Origin of the sequence: Methanobrevibacter sp. (assembly GCF_030539555.1) — an archaeon.
Classification (GTDB): Archaea; Methanobacteriota; Methanobacteria; order Methanobacteriales; family Methanobacteriaceae; genus Methanocatella.
Genome location: NZ_JAUNXX010000025.1, coordinates 1 through 21,977, shown reverse-complemented (window position 1 = coordinate 21,977; position 21,977 = coordinate 1). Strand labels below are relative to the sequence as shown.

Annotated in this window: 20 protein-coding genes; 13 read left to right on the top strand and 7 right to left on the bottom strand. The window is 33.3% G+C overall.

The annotated features are described in order from the left end of the window. Positions 1-275 precede the first annotated feature (275 nt). Complete coding sequence (locus Q4Q55_RS06105; protein WP_368660145.1) at positions 276-1,322, top strand: ribonuclease H-like domain-containing protein; 1,047 nt, start codon at positions 276-278, stop codon at positions 1,320-1,322. A gap of 1 nt (position 1,323) precedes the next feature. Beyond that, positions 1,324-2,835 (top strand): HEAT repeat domain-containing protein, encoded by a 1,512-nt coding sequence (locus tag Q4Q55_RS06100; RefSeq protein ID WP_303371936.1) that lies wholly within the window; start codon positions 1,324-1,326, stop codon positions 2,833-2,835. On the opposite strand, the gene Q4Q55_RS06095 is transcribed toward Q4Q55_RS06100, so the two are convergent. After that, positions 2,830-3,588: a 4Fe-4S dicluster domain-containing protein gene (locus tag Q4Q55_RS06095; protein WP_303371935.1), complete on the bottom strand. Its 759-nt coding sequence runs from the start codon at positions 3,586-3,588 to the stop codon at positions 2,830-2,832. The genes Q4Q55_RS06100 and Q4Q55_RS06095 overlap by 6 nt on opposite strands. Before the next feature lie 248 nt (positions 3,589-3,836). On the opposite strand from Q4Q55_RS06095, the gene Q4Q55_RS06090 reads away from it, so the two are divergent. The 3 genes from Q4Q55_RS06090 to Q4Q55_RS06080 all read left to right on the top strand — a co-directional run bounded on the left by Q4Q55_RS06090 (position 3,837) and on the right by Q4Q55_RS06080 (position 6,973). Next, positions 3,837-4,913 carry a Coenzyme F420 hydrogenase/dehydrogenase, beta subunit C-terminal domain gene (locus tag Q4Q55_RS06090; protein ID WP_303371934.1) on the top strand — a complete coding sequence of 359 codons (1,077 nt, stop codon included), beginning with the start codon at positions 3,837-3,839 and terminating at the stop codon, positions 4,911-4,913. A 78-nt stretch (positions 4,914-4,991) separates the two neighbouring features. Then, on the top strand, positions 4,992-6,020 hold the full coding sequence (locus tag Q4Q55_RS06085) for a M42 family metallopeptidase (RefSeq protein WP_303371933.1): 1,029 nt from the start codon (positions 4,992-4,994) through the stop codon (positions 6,018-6,020). An 89-nt stretch (positions 6,021-6,109) separates the two neighbouring features. Then, positions 6,110-6,973 (top strand): hypothetical protein, encoded by an 864-nt coding sequence (locus Q4Q55_RS06080; protein ID WP_303371932.1) that lies wholly within the window; start codon positions 6,110-6,112, stop codon positions 6,971-6,973. 17 nt (positions 6,974-6,990) lie between these two features. Here Q4Q55_RS06080 and tsaA read toward each other — a convergent pair whose 3' ends face one another. Beyond that, the gene (gene tsaA, locus Q4Q55_RS06075; protein ID WP_303371931.1) at positions 6,991-7,476 is read right to left on the bottom strand and encodes a tRNA (N6-threonylcarbamoyladenosine(37)-N6)-methyltransferase TrmO; all 486 of its coding nucleotides are present in this window, start codon (positions 7,474-7,476) and stop codon (positions 6,991-6,993) included. 342 nt (positions 7,477-7,818) lie between these two features. Between tsaA and Q4Q55_RS06070 the strand changes: the two genes are divergently transcribed. Then, positions 7,819-8,025, top strand: coding sequence for a molybdopterin-binding protein (locus tag Q4Q55_RS06070; RefSeq protein WP_303371930.1), 207 nt, complete (start codon positions 7,819-7,821; stop codon positions 8,023-8,025). A 25-nt stretch (positions 8,026-8,050) separates the two neighbouring features. Further along, on the top strand, positions 8,051-8,257 hold the full coding sequence (locus Q4Q55_RS06065) for a molybdopterin-binding protein (protein ID WP_303371929.1): 207 nt from the start codon (positions 8,051-8,053) through the stop codon (positions 8,255-8,257). A gap of 153 nt (positions 8,258-8,410) precedes the next feature. Here Q4Q55_RS06065 and Q4Q55_RS06060 read toward each other — a convergent pair whose 3' ends face one another. The 3 genes from Q4Q55_RS06060 to Q4Q55_RS06050 are packed head-to-tail and all read right to left on the bottom strand — an operon-like array spanning position 8,411 to position 10,155. Further along, on the bottom strand, positions 8,411-8,848 hold the full coding sequence (locus Q4Q55_RS06060; protein WP_303371928.1) for a molybdenum cofactor biosynthesis protein MoaE: 438 nt from the start codon (positions 8,846-8,848) through the stop codon (positions 8,411-8,413). 50 nt (positions 8,849-8,898) lie between these two features. Then, positions 8,899-9,432: a nicotinamide-nucleotide adenylyltransferase gene (locus tag Q4Q55_RS06055; RefSeq protein ID WP_303371927.1), complete on the bottom strand. Its 534-nt coding sequence runs from the start codon at positions 9,430-9,432 to the stop codon at positions 8,899-8,901. Between the two features lie 12 nt (positions 9,433-9,444). Continuing rightward, positions 9,445-10,155 (bottom strand): hypothetical protein, encoded by a 711-nt coding sequence (locus Q4Q55_RS06050; protein ID WP_303371926.1) that lies wholly within the window; start codon positions 10,153-10,155, stop codon positions 9,445-9,447. Positions 10,156-10,282: 127 nt separating this feature from the next. Here Q4Q55_RS06050 and Q4Q55_RS06045 point away from each other — a divergent pair, with 127 nt between their 5' ends. The 3 genes from Q4Q55_RS06045 to Q4Q55_RS06035 all read left to right on the top strand — a co-directional run bounded on the left by Q4Q55_RS06045 (position 10,283) and on the right by Q4Q55_RS06035 (position 12,030). Next, complete coding sequence (locus Q4Q55_RS06045) at positions 10,283-10,948, top strand: hypothetical protein (RefSeq protein ID WP_303371925.1); 666 nt, start codon at positions 10,283-10,285, stop codon at positions 10,946-10,948. A 4-nt stretch (positions 10,949-10,952) separates the two neighbouring features. Beyond that, entirely contained in the window at positions 10,953-11,483 is a 531-nt protein-coding gene (locus Q4Q55_RS06040; protein WP_303371924.1) for a DUF367 family protein, read from the top strand. Between the two features lie 103 nt (positions 11,484-11,586). After that, a complete protein-coding gene (locus tag Q4Q55_RS06035) occupies positions 11,587-12,030 on the top strand; it encodes a DUF2124 family protein (RefSeq protein WP_303371923.1) in 444 nt (147 codons plus the stop codon). Positions 12,031-12,067: 37 nt separating this feature from the next. Here the strand turns inward: Q4Q55_RS06035 and Q4Q55_RS06030 are convergent, their stop codons facing one another. Together Q4Q55_RS06030 and Q4Q55_RS06025 are read right to left on the bottom strand one after the other, a co-directional pair. Continuing rightward, a complete protein-coding gene (locus tag Q4Q55_RS06030; protein ID WP_303371922.1) occupies positions 12,068-12,727 on the bottom strand; it encodes a YqhA family protein in 660 nt (219 codons plus the stop codon). Positions 12,728-12,736: 9 nt separating this feature from the next. Next, positions 12,737-14,548, bottom strand: coding sequence for a right-handed parallel beta-helix repeat-containing protein (locus Q4Q55_RS06025; RefSeq protein ID WP_303371921.1), 1,812 nt, complete (start codon positions 14,546-14,548; stop codon positions 12,737-12,739). Between the two features lie 360 nt (positions 14,549-14,908). On the opposite strand from Q4Q55_RS06025, the gene Q4Q55_RS06020 reads away from it, so the two are divergent. The 3 genes from Q4Q55_RS06020 to Q4Q55_RS06010 are packed head-to-tail and all read left to right on the top strand — an operon-like array spanning position 14,909 to position 21,503. Further along, complete coding sequence (locus tag Q4Q55_RS06020; protein ID WP_303371920.1) at positions 14,909-16,039, top strand: toll/interleukin-1 receptor domain-containing protein; 1,131 nt, start codon at positions 14,909-14,911, stop codon at positions 16,037-16,039. A gap of 18 nt (positions 16,040-16,057) precedes the next feature. Continuing rightward, positions 16,058-17,440, top strand: a complete 1,383-nt coding sequence (locus tag Q4Q55_RS06015) for a toll/interleukin-1 receptor domain-containing protein (RefSeq protein ID WP_303371919.1) — start codon at positions 16,058-16,060, stop codon at positions 17,438-17,440. 22 nt (positions 17,441-17,462) lie between these two features. After that, positions 17,463-21,503, top strand: a complete 4,041-nt coding sequence (locus Q4Q55_RS06010; RefSeq protein WP_303371918.1) for a C1 family peptidase — start codon at positions 17,463-17,465, stop codon at positions 21,501-21,503. Positions 21,504-21,977: the final 474 nt, after the last annotated feature.

The window sequence follows — 21,977 nt, the reverse complement described above, 5'->3', positions numbered from 1 at the left end:
AGATTATTTAATTGGGAATTTCAGGATAATATTTAAAAAAAGGTTTTGGGATGGTTAGGTAAATAATTATATAATTATCTACCTAACAACTTGTTTTTACAAGCTTTTAGAGAAATGAATTTTAAAATTTGGCTGTTTAATCTATCTCTCCGGCTACTTTGTAGCCAAGTTTTATTATATCTATTCAAGTATATAAAGTTATTTATAGTTTATAAAAATTCAAATATACTTTAATAAAAACCTATATATTAATTGATTTACTAAAATTAAATTGAATTATGTATAATGACAAACAGGAAAATTACTATCAAAGGATGTTGTCTAATTCAATATCTTCGGCCAACCCTTCCGAAGAAGCGAAAGAAAGAGCTAGAAAGAATTCACCAACCTACTTTGATGATTTGAAAAGAAAATTACTATCGGATTTTGAAGGAAAAAAATTAACTGATATTAGGAATTCCAAGATTATTTCAACAGATTTTGGTGAAACATTAAAAATCACCACAAAAGAAAGGACAGACTTTAAGATTGAGGATAATGATTTTAAAAATCAGATGAATCATAATTTAAAACTCCTTCCAAAAATAGGCATTAAAAAAGAAGAAGCTCTTAAAAATGATGGTTATGATACAATTGAATCCCTTGCAAATCATGACAGGTATGGGGATGTGGCATCCAAATTTTTAGATAAAATGGAGGATATGTCATTTTGTGAGGTCATGGATGTGCTTGATAATAATAGGTATTCCAAAAGGTGTAGGGATAATCTGTTGAAATGCATATCCCTTACTGATGTTGAAAACTTAAAATTTATGGATATTGAAACAAAAGGCCTTTCAAATGTTCCTGTAATATTGATTGGAGTTGCAGAAATAAAGGGAAATTCAATAATATCATCGCAATACTTTTTAAGGGATTACTCTGAAGAAGATGTTGTACTTGATGCTTATCTTTCACATCTGGATGAGGATTCTGTTCATGTAACTTTCAATGGAAAAAGTTTCGATGTACCATTTATTAATAATAGATGCATATATAATAGAATTGATGCTAACTTGGATTTACCTCATCTTGACTTGATGCATTTTGCAAAAAATCTGTGGCGTGATGAATTGCCAAACTGCAGGCTTCAAACAATTGAAAGAGAATTTTTTGGCATCGAAAGAGAAGATGATGTTCCGGGACAGTATATTCCAGGATATTATGATACTTATTTGTCACAAAACAATATTGGACCTATTGTACCCATCATAGAACATAACAGGCAGGATATTGTTTCGCTGGCGGCATTTTTAGAGAAAATGTATGGGGATGTAAATTAATATGGGACTTTTTGATAGATTTAAGAAAACGGATAAAAAAGAAAAAAAGGAACGAAAACCTATTCCAAAAGATGTTGAAATCGATGAGGATCAGTTATTGCTAAAAAAAATAGCGACAACGGATAAAGATAGGTATGCAAGAGCAGCAGCTGCAGATCAGATTACAGATCAGTATGTCGCTTTGGACATGTCTAAAAATGTAAAAGACAGGGCTATTAGATTAATTGCAATCAATAAGGTAAAAGATAAGGATTTACTTTGGGATGCTGCGGAAAACTCACAATTCTTTGATGTTAGAAGTTTTGCATATGAAAGGCTGGGAGAAAATAACAAGTCAATTGCAGAAATTGTAATCAATACAAAAAAGAATCCTAATGTCGATGAAATTTTTGAAAAGGTTGTAGATGAGGAAACCCTCAAATGGATTGCAATTGAAGCTGATGACAAAAGATATAGAAATGGGGCAGTTGATAAAATTGAATCCGCTCAAGTTTTGGAAGATTTGGTTTTTAAGGCTAAAGACAATTCAATCAAAATAACTGCCATAAATAAAGAAAACTTTAAAGATGAAAATGTTCTCCAAAAAGTTGCAATCGATCAAAAAGATGAAAATGTTAAAATTGCCGCCATTAACAAGATAAATGATGAAGAGAAGTTAGCAGAAATCGCCAAGTGTGAAGACAATGCGAAAATCAGGTCACTTATTTTCGAAAAAATTGATGATAAAAATATATTGAAAGAAATCATTTTGAAATCAGAAAAATCCGATGTTCGCTTGGATTTGGTCCCAAATTTGGATGATGAGGATTTGCTTACTCAAATAGCATTAAATGACAAGGATAATGTTGTAAGAAGTGAAGCCGTTAAGAAAATTAGCAATGAGGGAACCTTATTGAAGATTATCAAAACAGATGATGACAGATTTGTACGCCAAATCGCTGTAAACAATATAGAGAATCCTAAAGAATTAATTGATATTGCATTAAACGATAGTGATCAGTTTGTTAGAAATCATGCAATTAAAAATCCTAATCTGGTTGATGAAAAGGATTATCTGGAAATTGTAATCAATTCGACTAATGAAGATGTTGCTAATGAGGCAATGAAGCATATAAGTGATGAAAAAGCCTTTATTAAAATTTTAAATGAAGCAAAATTGGAAAATATAAGAAAAAGCACTTTGGACAATATTGATGATTTGGAAACATTGATTAGGATAGTTTTAGCAAATGAGGATGAAGAGTTCTCACTTAAGGCGTTAAACAAAATCAATGTGGAAAGTTGTCTGATTAAGATTTATGAACAGGGTATTTCTGAAAATATTTCTGTTAGGGCTGTTTCCAAAGTGAGAAATCAGAAATTTTTAACTGATGTGGTTAACAATGAGCCTCAATGGAGAGTTCGTGAAGCAGCCATTAAACATATAGTGAGTAAAAAGGTCTTAAAGGAAACATCCCTTAATGATGAAAATGAGTATGTGAGAAATGTGGCTAAAAAAAGGTTGAATCTATAGGTAGAATTCAGCCTCTTTTCTTTCACTGTTTGCTTTTTCAAATGCCGGTTTTTTAGCTTCAAATGCTTCGCCAGTAAATGCCCGTGCATCTTCAGGACAGATATTTATACAGGCAGTGCATCTGCTGCATTGTTCTAAATCTGTGTTAATAGGATCGTCATCAGGAATGGCATTTTCAGGGCAAATTGAAACGCAGTCATAGCAGAATGAGCAAAGTGTTTCGTCGCAGCTTATTATGAATGGCAACTGCTTGTAATCGGTATATGGTCTGTTTCCAGGTATTTCGCTTTCAAGGGATTTTCCGGATTCAATTTTTTCCAGGCATTTTTTGCTGAATTCATTAATTTTTTCAATATCTTCACTATCGGGTCTTCCCTGTGCGACTCCATCAAATATTGAATGGTGACTTACGGTTGTTGCAGCTGCAATAACGTCAAATCCATTTTCTTTTAGTAAATCAACTAATTCAAGCAAGGCATCTGTTACATGTGCGTTTCCATAGTTTGCAATAGCTATTGCCTTGGTATTGTTTCCTTTTAGTTTTAATAGTCTTTCACGACCTGTTTTTGGAATTCTTCCGGCAAAAATAGGCATTCCAACAATGGCAAGGTCTTCGCTTGAAATATCCTTTTCGCAGTCAAAATTCAGCAAATCATAAGTTTCGCTTTCCCATTCAAAGTTGCTTGCAACCTGTTCTATGACTTTTTTTGTTGTTTTGGAGGGACTGAAATAAATTTTTATAGTTTTTGTCATGCTCTCACCGATTTTATAGTATATTTGTCAAGTAACTTAAAAATTTCGGATTGTTATTTTAGAGTTTTATACAAATCATATAATTTTGTTTAATGTTTATTTTCATTTATTTTTCAAATCTAAACTATTCAGTTTAATATTGGGTTAATAATAGTTTTTGTTCAATTTTTGAAAAACTTTAAATATGTAGAAATCTATAGAATAATTATGTAGGAAGTTACCTTCCGGTCTATGGTGAGGTGTAAAAAGTGAGTGAAATTAAAACAGCAATGGTGGGAACACCCTGCCAGATACTGGCTGCAACAAAAATCAATAAATACAGTGAACAAACAGGCGGATCACCTATTGACGTAAAAATAGGTTTGTTCTGCATGGAAAATTTCTCATACTCATATCTTGAAAGATATCTCAAACAACAGGGTATTGAATTATATGAAGTTAAAGAATTCAGAATAGATAAGGGCAGATTTATTGCAAATCTGATTGACGGTAATGTATTCTCCATCCCGATAGCAGAAACAGAACCGTTCACACGTAAAAATTGCCATATATGTACAGATTACACATCAGATACATCAGATATCTCTGTTGGTTCAGTGGGGTCTCCTAACGGATATTCAACAGTGATTGTGAGATCAAAAAAGGGAAGACAGATAATTGAGGATTGCATTGAAAAAGGTTACATTACAGTAGATGAGATTACAAGCAAAGGTTTAAGTCTTTTGGAAAAAATAGCCAATCAGAAAATCTCTAAAAATACCCGGAATTATAAGAAAAGAGAAGCGGTTGCAAGACCTGTATTGTCAAAAAGGGCGGTAACTGAAGAGGAATTCATCCGTGAATGTGGTCTTTGTCAATTTGAAAACTTACAAAATGATGTAATAAGTGTCGGTTCATGTGTGCTGTGCGGAGCATGCGAATACGTATGCCCGAAGGATATAATTCACATTAACCATAGAAAACCGGTAGTTAAGGGACAATGTGATGAAGGTTGCCATGCATGTTACTTTGCATGCCCTAGAACATTCATCAGTGAAGAAATCTATCCTAAAGACATTGATGAAAAACCTCTTGGGAATTATCTTGATATCTACAGTGTAAAAGCAGATTCAATAATAGGTCAGGACGGTGGTGTCGTTTCAGCGATTTTAGTATATCTGCTTGAAAATAATATCGTTGATGCAGTATCCATTGTTGGAGAAGATAAAGATGCACCTTGGAGACCACAATCAAAACTCACCTCTTCCGTTCAGGATGTAATCACTGCTGCCGGAACAAAATACAGTACTACTCCTATCGGATTTAAACCTTTAAACAATATGTAATTTTACATATTTTTTTACATTCTTTTTTTTAGAAACAATTTAATATTATTAAGTTAATAAAGTTAATTTGGTGATACGATGGAATTAATGAGAGAGCTATCTTTAGCGCCGGGTGTATCCGGTTCTGAAGAGGAAATAGCTAAGATTATTACTCGTGAATTAGAAGATGTAGCTGATAAAATAGAAAAAGACAGCATGGGAAACTTGATTGCCACCAAAAAAGGAGAAAAAAAGGCCCCTAGTGTAATGCTTGCAGCTCACATGGATGAAATAGGTTTAATGGTAAGATACATTGATGATAATGGTTTTATCAAATTCTCAAATATCGGCGGAATCAATGACCAGATGTTAATGAACCAGACAGTAACCATTCAATCATCTGTAGGCGAAAATGTTGTAGGTGTAATAGGTTCAAAACCGCCACATGTAACAACTCCCGAAGAAAGAAACAAAGTTGTTAAAGCTACTGACATGTTTATTGATATAGGTGCAAAAGATAAGGAAGAAGCAGAAAAAATGGTCAGAATTGGAGATAAAATGACCTTCAATGCCCTCTTTGAAGAATATCCTAACAATCTGATTATGGGTAAAGCTTTAGACAATCGTGTAGGTTGTTATGTGATGATGGAAGTTTTAAAAAGAGTAGAAACCAGAGCCACTGTTTATGGTGTAGGTACTGTTCAGGAAGAAGTGGGTCTTAAAGGAGCTAAAACTTCTGCATTTAAGTTAAACCCTGATTTGGCTATTGCACTTGATGTAACATTATCCGGTGACCATCCTGGCATAAAACCGGAAGAGGCACCTGTGGTTATGGGTAAAGGTCCTGCTATAATATTGGCCGATGCTAGCGGAAGAGGTATTCTAACTCAGCAATCTGTAAAAGACATGCTTATTAAAGCGGGTGATGAAAACGATATCGATTATCAGTTGGAAGTAAGTGACGGTGGAACAACTGACGGAACTGCAATTCACTTGACCCGTGAAGGAATTCCAACTGGTGTTTTATCTGTTCCTACACGTTATATTCATACTCCCGTAAGCGTATGCAGTATGGATGATATTGAATCAACCATCCAATTGATTACTGAAGCTATAAACAATTTATAGCTATTTTTTTATTCTTTTTTTCATTAGTTTCAAAAATCATATAGTATTTTTATGATGATTTTTAAAATTTTAATGGTGGAGTTGAGTATATGGGTAAAAATAATATTACTATAATGATTGTGAGCACCATTCCCGACATGTTTGCAGAACATTATTATTTTATCAAGAATGTCTTTCCTAAGTTAAAAGAGTTCTGTCAGGATTATGACATCAACCTGGATTATGTTGATTTGTTTTTTTCAATGTCTGAAAACGAGTTCAATCATTGCAGATCAGTTCGTAAATATTTTGAATCTGTTGATTTGGATAGAACATTTTTCATTTGTTTCAGAGGTCAGAAATTGGGATGCACTCCGAATTACACTGACATTGATAAATTAACATTGGAAAAATATCCGGAACTTGTTGACTATATAGGAAATATGTCATTCACAGAATTGATTGTCACACACGCTCTTCACCCATTTGAAAAATGTGATGATGGAAATTCAGAATTCTTATCTCCTGTTAAACATTCTTTATTCTATTTCAGAAACGATTATTATCTTGATGATTTGAACTGTACTCAAAGAGAAGTCTATACATGCAGTGAAGATTGTGAAGATAACTTTGTAAGTGATTTGGAGCTTGCAATGGCCAAGGACATAGTTTTCCATGATAAAAGGGAATTTGAAAAGCAAAAGGATGTTATTTCACGTATAAATATTAGAAAATATGATGGAATTTGGGATGATAGTCTGGATTTGAGGGATGTAATAGCGGAATATACCAAACAGTATGCCGATTTAAAAAATCTTTCATTTGATGATTTGATGAAATTATCAAATAATCTAATTATTTCAGATTCCAAAGGCGCTTTCAAAGATTTTAAATGTGAAAGCGAGCAGTTGGAAAATGTGATGGTTAATGACTTTATAAATGAGTTAAAACTTGAGTTTCCGGATTGTTTTTAAAGTAAAATGATAGATTTCTATTTGAATCTATCATCTGATTTTTGGGATTTTGCCTTTTTGTGTTTAGTTTCAAACCAGCCTATTTTTAGCTCATCAATGGTATCTTCGTATAACTGAGGCACATATGGTTTGATGTCAAGCAGTGGTGTTTCATTTAAAACATCAATATTTTCAACATAAACTTTATTATCTTCAATGTCGATGACTTTAACAACACTCATACCAATTCTGTTTGGTCTTTTAGGTGATCTTGTTGCAAATACTCCGTGGGTGTTGTCATCCATAAATGGTTTCACTTCAAGCATATAGCCGTCAACTTTGTGAAGCAAATATATTAAATGTATATGGGAAAAGTCTTTTAAATCTTTAAGACCATCGACATACTTGTCTTTAATTTCTATTGTTCCCTTTACTCCTTTTGCACCTGTCGGTTGAATTGGCATACCTTCAATTTCATTGAATTGCGTATGAATTGTACCAATTGATTCCATTTCGATTTTCATAATATCATTTTTTGTTTTATTTTTTAATAAAATTTTCTAGTTTTGAATTTCATATCGATGATACTTTATAAATTTCGATAAAAAACTTTTTAAACAATTATAATTAATTAATTTAAGTATATTTTAGATATATATTTTTATTTAATTATTTAAAGTTATTTTATTATTATAATTAATAATCAAAGTTCATAATTTATTTTTAAAAATTAATATTGGTTAAATCTATATCGATATGTAGTAATTAAGGTAATCGATTTCAAAAGTCTTATTTACTATAAAAAACGAAACATTTATATACAATTCGATTCAATTTATTATTGTAAAACACAAGGTGATGTGAAAATGAAACTTAGTGCAAGAAATCAATTAAATGGAAAAGTAACAAATGTCGAACTTGGTGCTGTAATGGCAAATATTAAAATCGAAATTTCAGAACCTAATGTTATTACTGCTGTTATCACTAAAGAGTCAGCTGAAAACTTAGGATTAGCTGAAGGCGATGATGTTTGTGCAATCATCAAATCTACTGAAGTAATTATTGGAAAATAAATTTAAAATTAAGGATGTGTTAATTATGAAACTTAGTGCAAGAAATCAATTAAAAGGTAAAGTGACAGGTGTGGAATTAGGTGCTGTAATGGCTAACATTAAAATTGAAGTAAGTGAACCTAATGTTATTACTGCTGTTATCACTAAAGAATCTGCTGAAAATTTAGGATTAAAAGAAGGCGATGATGTAGCTGCTATTATTAAATCTACTGAAGTAATTATAGGAAAATAAGTGGGATATAGCAGATTAATATCCTGCTAATCCTAATAGTATAAAAATTACAAATAAAATCAATGCAGCCTTTAAAAGTGTTTTCAAATTTTTAATGACTGCATAAATTATAATAAATATGATGATTAATCTGATTATAGTGCCAATCACGGTTTATCCACCTGCAAGAATGGTTTTTGTACCTTCTTGTGAAATTTCTTCTTTTTTAAATTCAACATCATATTTTACAGTTTCAATAACTTCTTTTAAAGCATCAAGAGTTTCCCCTCTGTGCGCACCTAAAACTGCAACTAAAAATAATAGATCGCCAGTATAAAATTCACCAATATAGTGAACGACTGAAATTTCATGAACATTATATTTTATTTTAGCATTTTCAACAATTTTTTCAATTTCAGATTTTGTTTTGTCTTTATCGGGAGTTGTAAGAACAAGTTTTTTCAGGTTCATATTTTCTTCTTTTCCACGGACTATTCCTTCAAAAGTAAAAATAGCACCAGAATAATCAATTTTACTACTTTTTTTCAATTCAGCTATCAAATCAGCTGTTGTTACTTTGTCTTCTTTTGATTCTATAACACGAACAACCATTTTATCTCTCCATTAGATAATTAATAATTTCATATTATAAATAACTATTGTTATATATCACTAATTTCTTTTATTGATAAATTTTTCAATCGTTCAATACCATTTACCTCAGCGATTACATCTGCAGTTGCTTTTGGAACTAATTCTTGCCAATTCTCATCTTCAAGGATTCTGCGCCTCACTTCGGTTCCTGACAGATGCAACCTGTCATAAAGTGGAGGTTGTCTCACTTCGAAACCTTCCTCTCTGAATAACTGTTTAACTAAAGGGTTGCCTGAATAGACAATTGAAAAAGGAGGTGTCATCATTTTAACATGGGACGGCCAAATGGCATTGAAGTTAATGTCTTCCATAGGGATAATGTAATATCTTTTAGGACTGATATTGCTCTCGGCTAACGCCTGTGTCATCATTACAATTCTTTCACCGGCAGTAAACGGATCTTTAAGTTCATGACTTAACTGTGCACTGCCGATTCCGATAATAATTTCATCAACCTCTTCCAGAATCTTATTTATCACTTGAATATGTCCGTTATGGACAGGCTGCATTCTTCCAATTAAAATACCACGAGTAATATTCATAATATCACTAATTTAAGGTTCTAATTCATCTAAACTTTTTATTAAATTTATTGCTGTCTGCTGTTTTTGTGTTAATGAGTCAGTAATTGATGTTTCCATCAGTAGTGTAGGAATTCCTTTTTTAGCAATCGGTTCTGTTACTTTTTCAGGACTGGTTCCTTCGCTAAACTCGTAATCTACCAAATTGACATCAGCAGATAATTTTGCAATGTAGGAGTTTATTTTTTCAGTTCTGTTTGACAATGAGAACAGGAAATTGGAGTATTCATAGTCCGGATTGATTTCATGAACATCTACAACTAAAAACGGATTGTCTTTTGCAATATTATTAACAATAAACTTATGAGCAAGTAATTCTCCGGCAGGTCTTGTGTCATCGCGTGAAGTTAAATTGTCTTTAACTGTAACATAATAAATTACATATTTTTTAGAGAGGTTATTGGCTCCATTTTCACCGGTAATGTTTGTAATTGTTTTATTGATGGCTTCATGGATTTCATGCTCTCTTGGATGAACTCCCAATATGATTCCAACAGTTTCGTTGGATGATGCATTTCCTGCAACTATTTTGTATACAGTACCATTAACATTATGTCCAACTGATGTAATATTGTAAACATTTTCTTGTGTGTCTTCATGGGATGTAAAGACAACAGCAAGATTAAATATTACAATAATTACTAGAACTAAAAGTAATAGTTCGTATTGAAGTTTTTTGTTCATATTTTAACCTAATAATATTTTTTAATATTATTTTTTATTTTTTTTAATAAAAATACTTTTTCGATATAAACTTTATAAAATAGTATTTACTAAAATTATTAATGATAATACTTATGGAGTTCGCATAATGGAAAATAAAAATATAATTATAATTGCAGTGGTTATTATAGCAATTGTTGCAGTTGCATTGGCTATTTTTTCTACTGGATTATTTAATAGTAACGAGATAATCAGAGACACAACTTCCTTCAATAATTCATTCATGGAAGGAGCGTTTACAGGCAGCAATGTTAAATTAACAAATAACACTACTGAATATATGCAATCATACCTCGATGGTGAACACAATATTACATATAATATTTCAACTGTGGATAATTCCACTGCTCTGATGGATATTTATTATGTTCAAGGTGTCATGAATCCTGAACATCGTTCATTTAATGGAAATGACTGGAATATATATTTCTCACAAGCTTATGAAGGAAATAATACCAACAATACCATATCCATTGTAATATGCCAGTCACAAACTACAAAACAGGGATATTTAATTTACATGATTGTCGGTTCCAAAAGCGATGTCAATACAACAGCATTAAATGTTTACGGTGATGTGTATACTCAATATGTTGAACCATTGCTTAAGAGCATAACATTAAAAGAAAGTAAAAATGTTCCTGCGATTAATGATGAATTTGGATTAACTTCTGATGAATTTGCACAGCAAATGGAACTTATTCAGCAATATAAGGCAGGAAACACTTCTGCGTTAGAAACATCAGAGGCATAATTAGATGAAAATTACAGTTTTTCATGCGAATGAATGTGACAGAAAGAAATGCACATCAATCAAAATGGAAAAGCTAGGTAAATGCAGGTTGGTTTATAATATAAACAAAATACCTTCAGGAGCAATAGTTTTAAATCCATATGCAGAAAAAGCTGTATCATATGAAGACTATAGATATGTTCAAAGAAGGGGAGTTGTAGGCCTTGACTGTTCCTGGAACGAAGTTTCAAAGTCTAAAAAATTCTTCTCTCTTTCAAAATATCATAGATCACTTCCATTTTTAATAGCTACAAATCCTGTTAATTATGGAAAGCCTTGTATCCTATCAACAGTTGAAGCAATCTCAGCCACGTTATATATTACTCGTTTTAAGGATGAGGCTCGTGAACTTATGGATGGCTTTAAATGGGGACATACTTTTTTAGAGCTAAATCATGATTTGCTTGAAGCTTATAGCGAAGCGGATACAAGCGCTGAAGTTGTGAAAGTTCAAAACGAGATACTTTCCGAAAAGGGCATTATTTCTGATGGCTGATTTTTTCTATTTTTCTAAAAATTATACAAAAATTCATTATTTTTAACAAAATTTATATATTGTTTTTAAATAAAAATAATAATAATCATTGGAGGTTAAATATATGGGATTGAATGAAATGCTTTCAATTTTTCAAAAGGAGTCCGACGGCGCATCTAAAATTACTTTCATAGGTTCTCCAGGTCTTTGCACTCCATTTGCCGAATTTTTAAGTTATGGTGTAACAGATAAGGAAACACATTTCATACCTTTCGTTAATGTTGATGAATGTCGTGAATTTGAATTAAGGCCTTACGGTTTAGCACTAAAGGATGAAATTTCCAATCCATACGATTCAGATATTGTTGTGGTTATGGGAGGATTGGCCATTCCTGATTTTAATGTGGATTTGGATGAGTTAAATGCTTTGATTGAAAAAATTATGAAAAAAGATGGGAAAATCATTGGCGTTTGCTTTATGAACATGTTTGATGAATCTGGCTGGTTAAAAAAGATTGATTTTGATTGTATAATTGATGGAACATTAATTACAATGGTTAAAAGATAGAATTATTGTAGGGAGTATCTACAATAATTATTTTTTTTTACATTATTTCTCTTTCCTTTTTAATAATTTTCTTTTTCTCGTGTGTCTCTTCCTTTTTCTCGGCCAGAAGTTCCATTGCAGCAAATGCAATTCCGGTTATTACAAATACTATATGAAGGACAATTCTCCAGAATTCGAAATTCGGATCCACATGGCTGGTTGCATTCAAAAAGTCCTGCAGCAATTCAATAAGTGATATTGCCACGATTGAACCGATTATTTTGAGTTTAAGTCCTGAAAAGTCAAGCTTGCCCATCCATGGGAGTGTGTCATGACCCTCTTCGGCATCGTCGATTTTGGAAACGAAATTTTCATAACCTGAAAATGCAACAATAAGCACAAGATTAGCGACCAGAGTCAGGTCCAGTAATTCTAATACGTTTATGATCCATTCATTGTCGCTCAATCCCCATACGGCTATTACGAATCCTCCGACTTCGAACAGGAATTTGATTAGAATAACTGCCAATACCACAATCAGGGCAAAATACATCAGTGAGAGAATCCATCTGCTGTTATACAGTGCACGTTCTATTCTGGATTCCCATATGTGTTTTCTCTCCTGCATCTTCTGACTGCCGGATTCGTTATCGTTTTTATCATTAATGTTTTCTTTGTCAATCGCTTCAAATAGGGGTTTCTTTTCAGGTATTTCCATCACATCCTGTTATAAGTAATTGAAAGGTAATCCTTCATCACCTGGTTTGATATACTTTTCCATATCTTTTTCAAAGTATATTATATTATTGTTGAATACTGTCTTGAAGGTTATGTTTTCAAATTCCAGTTTCTTGATTGTAAGGACTCCATTTTCATTGTAAATTGCATATGAATTGTCACGTTTCTTTGCAAATTTAAAAGTGGATGTATCAACATCACAGGAACCGTTTTCAATGAATATCAGGTTGTTTGAGAACTTGTCTCTGGAAAATGTGCATCCTGTGATAATCAGATTGCTTGTTGCATCCCCCTTCTGGAATATTATATTTGATGATTCGCTTGGGATGTTGTTTTCAAACTCGCATTTTTCCATTTTGACACGGTTGTCATTGAATATTGCGCTTCCTTTCTTGTCAGCAGAATTATATTTAAATCTGGAGTCAAATAATCTTAATGTGGCGTTTTCACCGTTGTTTATTGAAGCTCCATTGGCTTTTGCATGGTTTGATTCAAACTCACAGTCGTTTGCAACGCTTTCATTCAGGTTGTTTATCGCGCCGCCGTTTTTCTTTGAGGAGTTTTCTCTGAATCTGCATCTTTTTAGGGTAATTTTTCCATTGTTGTTTATAGCTCCGCCGTCACTTTCACTTGCAATGTTTTTTGAAAATTTGCAGTCATCCAATTGGATAATTCCTTCGTTTTTTATTGCACCGCCGTTGTTGGAGATGTTGCACTCAAAACTGCAGTTTACAATCATCAGTGAATCGCTATGGTTGTTTATTGCCCCTCCACTGAAAGATGATCCGTTTGTGAAATTGATGTTTTTAAGGGTGACGTTTTCGCCGTTGACATTGAAGATTGCCTTTCCGGCACCGTCGATGATGCAGTCATTTCCGTCAATGGTTATATTGTTTTCATTGATGTCGATTCCGGTCTTGAATTCCTTGTTGATGATGTCAAAGTCAAGACTTATTTGTTTTTCACTGCTTTCGATGAGGTTTTTCAGATGCTTGAAGGTTTTGGCGTTTTCACTGTTTATGTGGATGAATCCGCCCTTTGTGAGGGTTTGGATTTTTTCCTTTTCTGCCTTTTCGATATTGACGGTTCCGAAATTATGAATCTGATAATCTGCGATGTCTTCGAATTCGCAGGACTTTAACGTTATGCTGTCTGCATTGAATATTGAAAATCCCTTTATTGATTTGTTGTTTGCGAATTCGGCATTTTTCAGGGTCATTGTCTTTGCGTTGTATATCGCCCCTCCGAACTTCCCTCCGTTGTCTTTGAATTGGCAGGAGGTAATGTCGATTTCGCCGTTTAAATTGAATATGGAACCGCCGTCACCTCTTTCTGAATGATTATCAATGAATTTGCAGTTTTTGATGTTCATCTTTCCCTGATGATTGTATATTGCCCCGCCATTGCCGTTGTGTGCATTGTTTTTTTTGAACTTGCAGTTAATGATGTTCACATCACCCTTCAGATTATGGATGGCTCCCCCGTCATCGCTGGAGTTGCCGTTGTCGAATTTGATGTTTTTAAGGGTTACATTGCTTGAAGTGATAAGAAATATTCTGGTGTCCCTGCATGATGAATAGATTGTGTGATGCTGTCCGTCAATGAGGAGGTTGTCAACATCGATTTTAAGGGTTTCAGTCAATATGATATCATCGTTTATGATGAACTTTTTAGCTCCGCTGTGGATTGCACTTGAAAACTGCTCAGCTATTGGAATTTCCTCGGTTTCACTTTCATCCTGCTTTCTGAGCGGTTTGATTTCTTCCTCATCTGATTTTTTAAACCAATCTAGTATTGCCATCACAAACACCTTTAATTTAATTATATGATGATTAAACAGTTAAAGTTATCTTTTTTTTGGTGTTGTCAAATAATGAGTTCATTTTAATGATAATGTCCAATAAATTTGTCATTTTTCAAAAATAATTTGGTTAAAATATTTGATTAATATATTGTAAAATTGCTCTTTTTTAAGTTATTTTTTAAATAACAGTTTTTCCAGTTTAATAATTAAAAAATTTCATCAAATTAAGGGTTAAATGAGGTTCTGGCATTAACTAAAAAATTCATTTTCTTAATGAAAGTATTTCCTTTCATTGAGTTATATATTTATAAAAATAAATTAGTATTATTAATTAAAATTTTTTTATAAGGTGAATTTATGGCTCATGATATTTTTATTAGTTATTCATCTAAAGATAAGCAAACAGCCGATGCAATTTGCCATGTTTTGGAATCAAATAAACTTAAATGCTGGATTGCTCCCAGAAATATTATTGCAGGTAAAAATTATGCTGAACAGATTATGTATGGGCTAAAAAATGCAAAAATTGTTGTTTTAGTCTTTTCAAAAAATTCACAGGAATCTGTTTTTGTTAATAATGAAATTGACACTGCCTTTTCTAATAACAAACCAATCATATCTTTTAAAATTGATGAAACTTTACCTGAAGATAAAATGGGTTTCTTTTTAAAAAATAAACATTGGTTGGATGCATATCCTGACCCTGAATCTGTTTTTGAAACATTGGTTAGGGATGCTTATCTTTTATGTGAAGAAGAGCATGATGAGGATTATGTTGCACCGGACATTGACGAGACTAAGAATTTCGACGAAGATGAATCTCATGACTTGGCCGAAAAGTTACACAGCAATACCGATAAGGTTGTCGATATTGTTGAGTTCGATGAAGATCCAAGTGAATCAAATAAACCAATTGAAGAAGCAAAGGAAACTCCTAAAGAGGAGGTTGTTTTTGATTATGTTACCAAGTCCGGTGAAGAGTCCGAACCGGTTTCTAATAAAAAACCAGAAAAGAAGGTTTCAAAACCTTCAAAAAGTAGCTCTAAATCCTCCGAGAGTGCTTTTTCAAAATATAAATATCCGATTATCATTGCAGTTGCAATTATTTTAGTTGCTGTTGTAGGGGTCATGCTTTTAAGCAATACCAGTGTGGAAACGGCTGATTCATCAGATGTGAAGGTAGAAATAGATTATGTGGACATGGATGATGATAGAAAAGAAAGTTACTCAACCGATTATTCATACATTGTATATGGTTCTGTTACTAATCAGGATAATGCTTCATCGGATGATATTGTGCATATAGATTTCTATGACAATTCAGGAAATGTTGTAAAAAGCAATGACACAAAACTGAAAAACATTAAAGACAATATTTTAGGTGCTGCTTTTGTTAATAAAGCAAACATTTCAAAAGTTTCTGTAGAGTTACGGGACAGTTCCGGTAATGTGATTTCTACAGCAGAAAGTGAGGAGATTATGGAATAATGTGTTGGTGAGTTATTTATGGGTCATGAAGTGTATATTTGTTATGATGAAAAGGATCAAATAACAGCTGATGCGATTTGTCATGTTTTGGAAGACAACAAAATTAAATGTTGGTTGAAAACCCGTGATTTGGGCGTAAGCCATATGGTTGAGGGAATAATGGAAGCTATCAATCAGGCTCGTGTAGTGGTTTTAATTTTCTCAAGCCATTCTAAACATTCAAATTTTGTTAATACTGAAGTGGACATAGCATTCACTGAAAACATTCCAATTTTGGTTTTTAAAATTGATGAATCTAAATTGGATGGGGGATTGGAGTTTTTCTTAAACAATAAACATTGGTTGGATGCTTATCCTGATCCTGAAGTTAAATTTGAAAGTCTGATTAAAGATACATCAAAATTATTGGGAAAACCTATTTCAAAACCAGTAATAAATAATAAGAAAACTGTAATTGATGGGGAATCCTTAAAACAGGATATTGAAGATAATACCTTCAAACCGGTTAGGGAGGTTCCTAAACCTTTCGATGTTCCCGGTGCGAAATTATCCAAATCAGAAAGCAAACCTGATGGAGCCGAACCGGTTAGGGAGGTGCCTAAGCCTTTCGATGTTCCCGGCAGCAAGTTATCCGAAGCTGAAAAAGATGTTCTCAAACCTGATGTTCCTGTTAGGAAGATGTCTGAGGCTGTTGAAGAGTCAGTTAAGGAGGTTTCAAAACCTGTTGGGGAACCGGTTATTGAGGTTCTTAAACCTGATGTTCCTGTTAGGAAGATGTCTGAGACTGTTGAAGAGTCAGTTAATGAGGTTTCAATGCCTGTTGAGGAACCTGTTAAAGAGGTTGTTAATCCGGTTAATGAGGTTTCAAAGCCTGTTGGGGGATCTGTTAAAGAGGTTGTTAATCCGGTTAATGAGGTTTCAAAACCTGTCAAAGACTCAGAAGTTACTCAACCTCCAGGAGGTTCTTTCCTATCCAGATTTAAAATACCATTGATTATTGGAGTCATTGCTCTTATAGCTATTGGAGCATTTGCATTCATGACATTTAATGATGGCGGAACCGGAGACATTCCATCTAACATCACTCTCAAAATCACAGAATTTAGTGTGGATGATGTTAGCAAAGAAGGTTTCGGATGGAATTATTCATATTCTGTAAGCGGGTCCGTTAATCCGGAGCCAAGTGATGCAGAAAACTATGTGCTTGCTTCTTATTTCTATGATAATACGGGTAACTTGGTAAACTCAACTGAAACCCCATTAAAAGATGCTCAAATTATGGGTAAAGGCAAATTATTAGGTTCTACAGTTTCCGATTCAAAAGACATTGTTCGTGTAGAAGTTAAGCTCATGAATAAAAAGAATATCATTGTGGCGTATGATGAATCAAATGTTAAATAGTGCAGTATAAGGGGGAAGTGCATTGTTTGGCAAGTTTAACAAAGCTTTGGGAATTTTAATAATTGTTCTGTCATTACTGGTTATTATTCCAGCCAGTTTTGCAGTAAATGAAACTGATATCGAAATTGCTGATGCAAGTTTGGATGATGATGCTTTACAGGGTTTTGGAAATCAGGATATTGGCTCAGATTACTATTTTAATAGTTCAAATGATGCAATAGGTGATGGATCTATAGATAATCCTTATAGGGAACTAACAACCAGCAGAATTAAAGATTATTCAACCATTCATCTGGCGAATGGTGAATATAAGTTGAATATAGGTAAAACAGTTAAAAACGTAACTTTCATTGGTGAAAATCCTGAAACTACAATAATCCAATGCACTTCTAATGATGCAGCCGTCTTTTCTGTTAAAAATAACAATTATATTTTTTTAAGGAATGTTACATTGATGGGATTCAATTTTGACAGTGATGGCGGATACATATTCGCTAAAAATTCTATTTTTAAAAATTCAGTTGCTCCATATGAAGAGTCTGTTGTAAGTGAGGTTGTAAATTCCGCACTTAATTCAAGAGGCGGGGTAATTTATGGACATTCTGAATATTATAATTCTCCCGGTGTTTATATTGAGAACTGTACTTTCATAAATAATACTGCCGAATACGGTGGGGCAATTTTTGTTGATGATGGAGCTGTAATAATCATAAACTCTTCATTCGTTGATAATTATGCATATAACTTCGGCGGAGCCCTGGTATTTTGGGGAGACACCATTGCTGAAATCAATGATACAAGTTTCATCAACTGTAAATCTCTTAATGATGCCGGAGGGACAATTTATATTTACAGTTCCGAGTTAACTTCAAAAAACATGACAATAGTTAACAGTACCTCAACATTCGGTGGGGCTATAACATCCCTGAATTCCACCCTAGAATTAAATAACTTCACTGCAATAAACAATACTGCTTTCTATGACGGGGGAGCAATCTATCAGATGTATCAAAACATCAAGCTAACAGATTCAAACCTAATAAACAATTCCGCTAAAAATGGAGGAGCAATATTTGTCAATGACGTTAGCAGATTCGAATTGGCATACAGCAACTTTGTGGATAACTATGGAAGTGTCATCGCCAATTCTGTTTATGCAATGTTCTGCCAGGCAACTGTCAATGAAAATAATACATTCAGCAGAAATAAAACAAAATATGATAATGACATTTACGTGACTTATGAAATCAATCTGGTCATTGGATATGGAAACCACACAGTATATTACGATAATTCCACATTTGACGGAATGCTTCCTTCCAGATATAGTTCAGCTGATTATGGATATGTGACTCCTATCCGGGATCAGCAGGAAGGCGGAAACTGTTGGGCTTTTGCTGCCATTGGCACATTGGAATCAGCAATTTTAAAGGCTTCCGGCCAGAACTTAAACTTATCTGAAGGAAACATGAAAAACATCATTGAACTCTTCTCTGACTATGGATGGAATATGGAAACCAATGACGGCGGATATGATGATATGGCCTTCGGATATCTTACAAGCTGGCTGGGTCCGGTATACGAATATCAGGATGAATATGATGACTACAATGCATTGTCTCCAGTATTCAACAGTCTGATGCATGTCCAGAATATCATTTTCCTTGAACGTGATGATTACACTGATAATGATGCAATCAAACAGGCTGTTATGAAATATGGTGCCGTTGCAAGCGGAATATATTATGATTCCGATTATTATTCAAAATCCAGGCATTCCTACTACTATAATGATGATCCTCACACAAACCATGCGGTGGTCATAGTGGGATGGGATGACAACTATTCCAAGTATAACTTCGTGGAAACACCAGCCGGCGATGGTGCATGGATAGTCAAAAACAGTTGGAATACAGACTGGGGGGAAGACGGATACTTCTATGTTTCATATTATGATACTTCTCTTGCCAGAATCGACACCTATAGTCCATGTTATGCATTCGTTCTAAACGACACTGAAAAATATGAGAAAAATTACCAATATGATATTGCTGGAGTGACCGATTATTATCTGTCTGGTAAAAAAACCATTTGGGTTGAGAACATATTCACTGCAACAGATGATGAACTGTTGGCTGCAGTTTCAACAACCTTCAGAAAAACAACAAATTATGAACTGTCCATTTACGTTAACGATGAACTTATGCATACCAGCAGTGGCACTTGCAAACCCGGCTACACAACTATAAACCTTGGAGGATATGTCCCTCTTAAGAAAGGCGATAAATTTAGAGTGGTATTTAAGTTAACCGGTAAGAACGTGGAATTCGCAATTTCCAAAAATGTGACCATGAATAAGATTACCTATTCTCCGGGCGTGTCATTTTTCAGTACAGATGGTGTTTTTTGGGTTGATTTATACGATTATGAGGAAAATAACATACTGGAAGGTCATAGCTATAGCTCTCAGGTGGCCTGCATTAAGGCATTCACAGTATCCTACCAGCCTGAACTGAATCTTAAACTGGATGTTTCAAATGACTATAATGACGTTGAAATCACTGCCACCATTTGTCAAGGACAATATCCTGTTGCATATTCCGGTGAAGTTTTAATTAATGTCAACGGTGCTGATTATAAAGTCCAATTAAAAAATTCAAAAGCGGTATTGCCGTTAACCTTAAAGAATGTTGGATTCTATACTATTACAGCCAGTTATAATAATCTGAAAGCAAGTACCAATCTGACAATTGAAAAGCTGAATTTAAATCTAATTTCAAAACTGGTCGTCGGTGATGACAGCGTTTTAATTAAACTGTCAAGTTCAACTGTTCCGGATGCGAAGGTAAAAATATCACTAATCAACAACGATTATCCTGAGGTTAATAAAAACTATTCCATTACACTTAATAATGGAAAATATGATTTAAATTTAAAGGATTTAAGCTATGGAGATTATACTGTTTATATTAGTGCCGTAAAAGGATCATATGAAAGTCAAATTTACTATAATTTCCAGATTACTGTCAAAAAAACAAAAATAAAAGTTAATAGTTCATTTAGTTACAGTGACTTTGACGATGAGATAACAGTTCAGCTGACAGATTCACATGGGCTGCCGTTGTATGACCGTGAGGTCATAATTGAAATCGGAAATCAGGCCCCTGTCGGAATAACTGATGAAAATGGATTTGCATCAGTTAATATTAAATTGAATAACGTAGGCAAATATGCCGGTACAGTTTATTTCCTGGGTGAAGAGGATTATTCATCATCATCAGCCACTTTCAGCATTGAAATCAAGCCGACAATTATATTTTCAGGTTCATCTTATCTGGCCAAGTCAAAATACAGTGCAGTTTTACTTGATAAGAATGCCAATCCTATAACAAATACAGTAGTAATTGTGACTGTTGATGGAGTGGAAAGGGAGGTTAGAACTGACAGTAAGGGTAAAATTTCCATTTCCCTTAATTTAAAAACAGGAAAACATAGAATCACTGTTTATAATACGCAAACTTGGGAAGAACGTTCTCAAAGCATCAATATTGTAAACAGGATTATGGAAAATAAAAACATGAATGTTTATTACCTTTCCGGAAATTCCTATAATGTCCGTGTTTACGGAGATGACGGAAAACCTGCCAGCGGAGTGTATGTAAAGATGCTTGTGAATAAAAAGACATACAATGTCAAAACCAATTCCAAGGGTTATGCATCCTTAAAGATTTCCTTAAATCCGAATACCTACACAATAACCGCTACATATAAAGGATATAAGGTATCCAACAAGATTGTTGTAAAGCCTGTTTTGACTGCCAAAAACATTTCCAAGAAAAAATCAAAATTAACCAGATTTTCAGCCAAACTCGTTAATACAAAAGGAAAAGTTCTCAAAGGTAAGTTAATTACTTTCAAGGTCAACGGCAAGAAATATGTGGCTAAAACAAACAGTAAAGGTATTGCAATAATAAACTTGATTGATTTGAAAGTTGGAAAATACACGGTAATTACCAAATACGGCAAATCAACCATTAAAAATAAAATACTTATTAAAAGGTAAAATTGATCTTTGAACCTATTTTTTCATTTTTAAACAATAGGTTTATTATCTTTATTTTCATTTTAAGGAGTGTTTAATTGGTTGTACTTATTAAAAATTTATTATTTTTATTTTTTAATAATTTTAACTATTGAAAGTTTCCTGAATGCTGTACATATTTATGAAAAATATTTTGAGAGGAATCGCTCCCCTGATATTCAAAATTTTACATTTATTTACTCAGATTTTTGTTTGACATTCAAAAAAATGTAATAATTAGTTTACATATAAAGCTTTTACTTTAGTTGACTTAAATAATATATTTTATTTATATTTAAACATATTACAATAAAAAGAAGTCTTTTTGGGAGATTTATTCATGTTTAAAAAGAGATATTTGGCCATACTATTATTTCTGATAATATGTGCATTAACTATTTCACAGGCAAGTGCAGTTGATATAAATTCAACTGACGAAATTGCAGGTGATGTAGT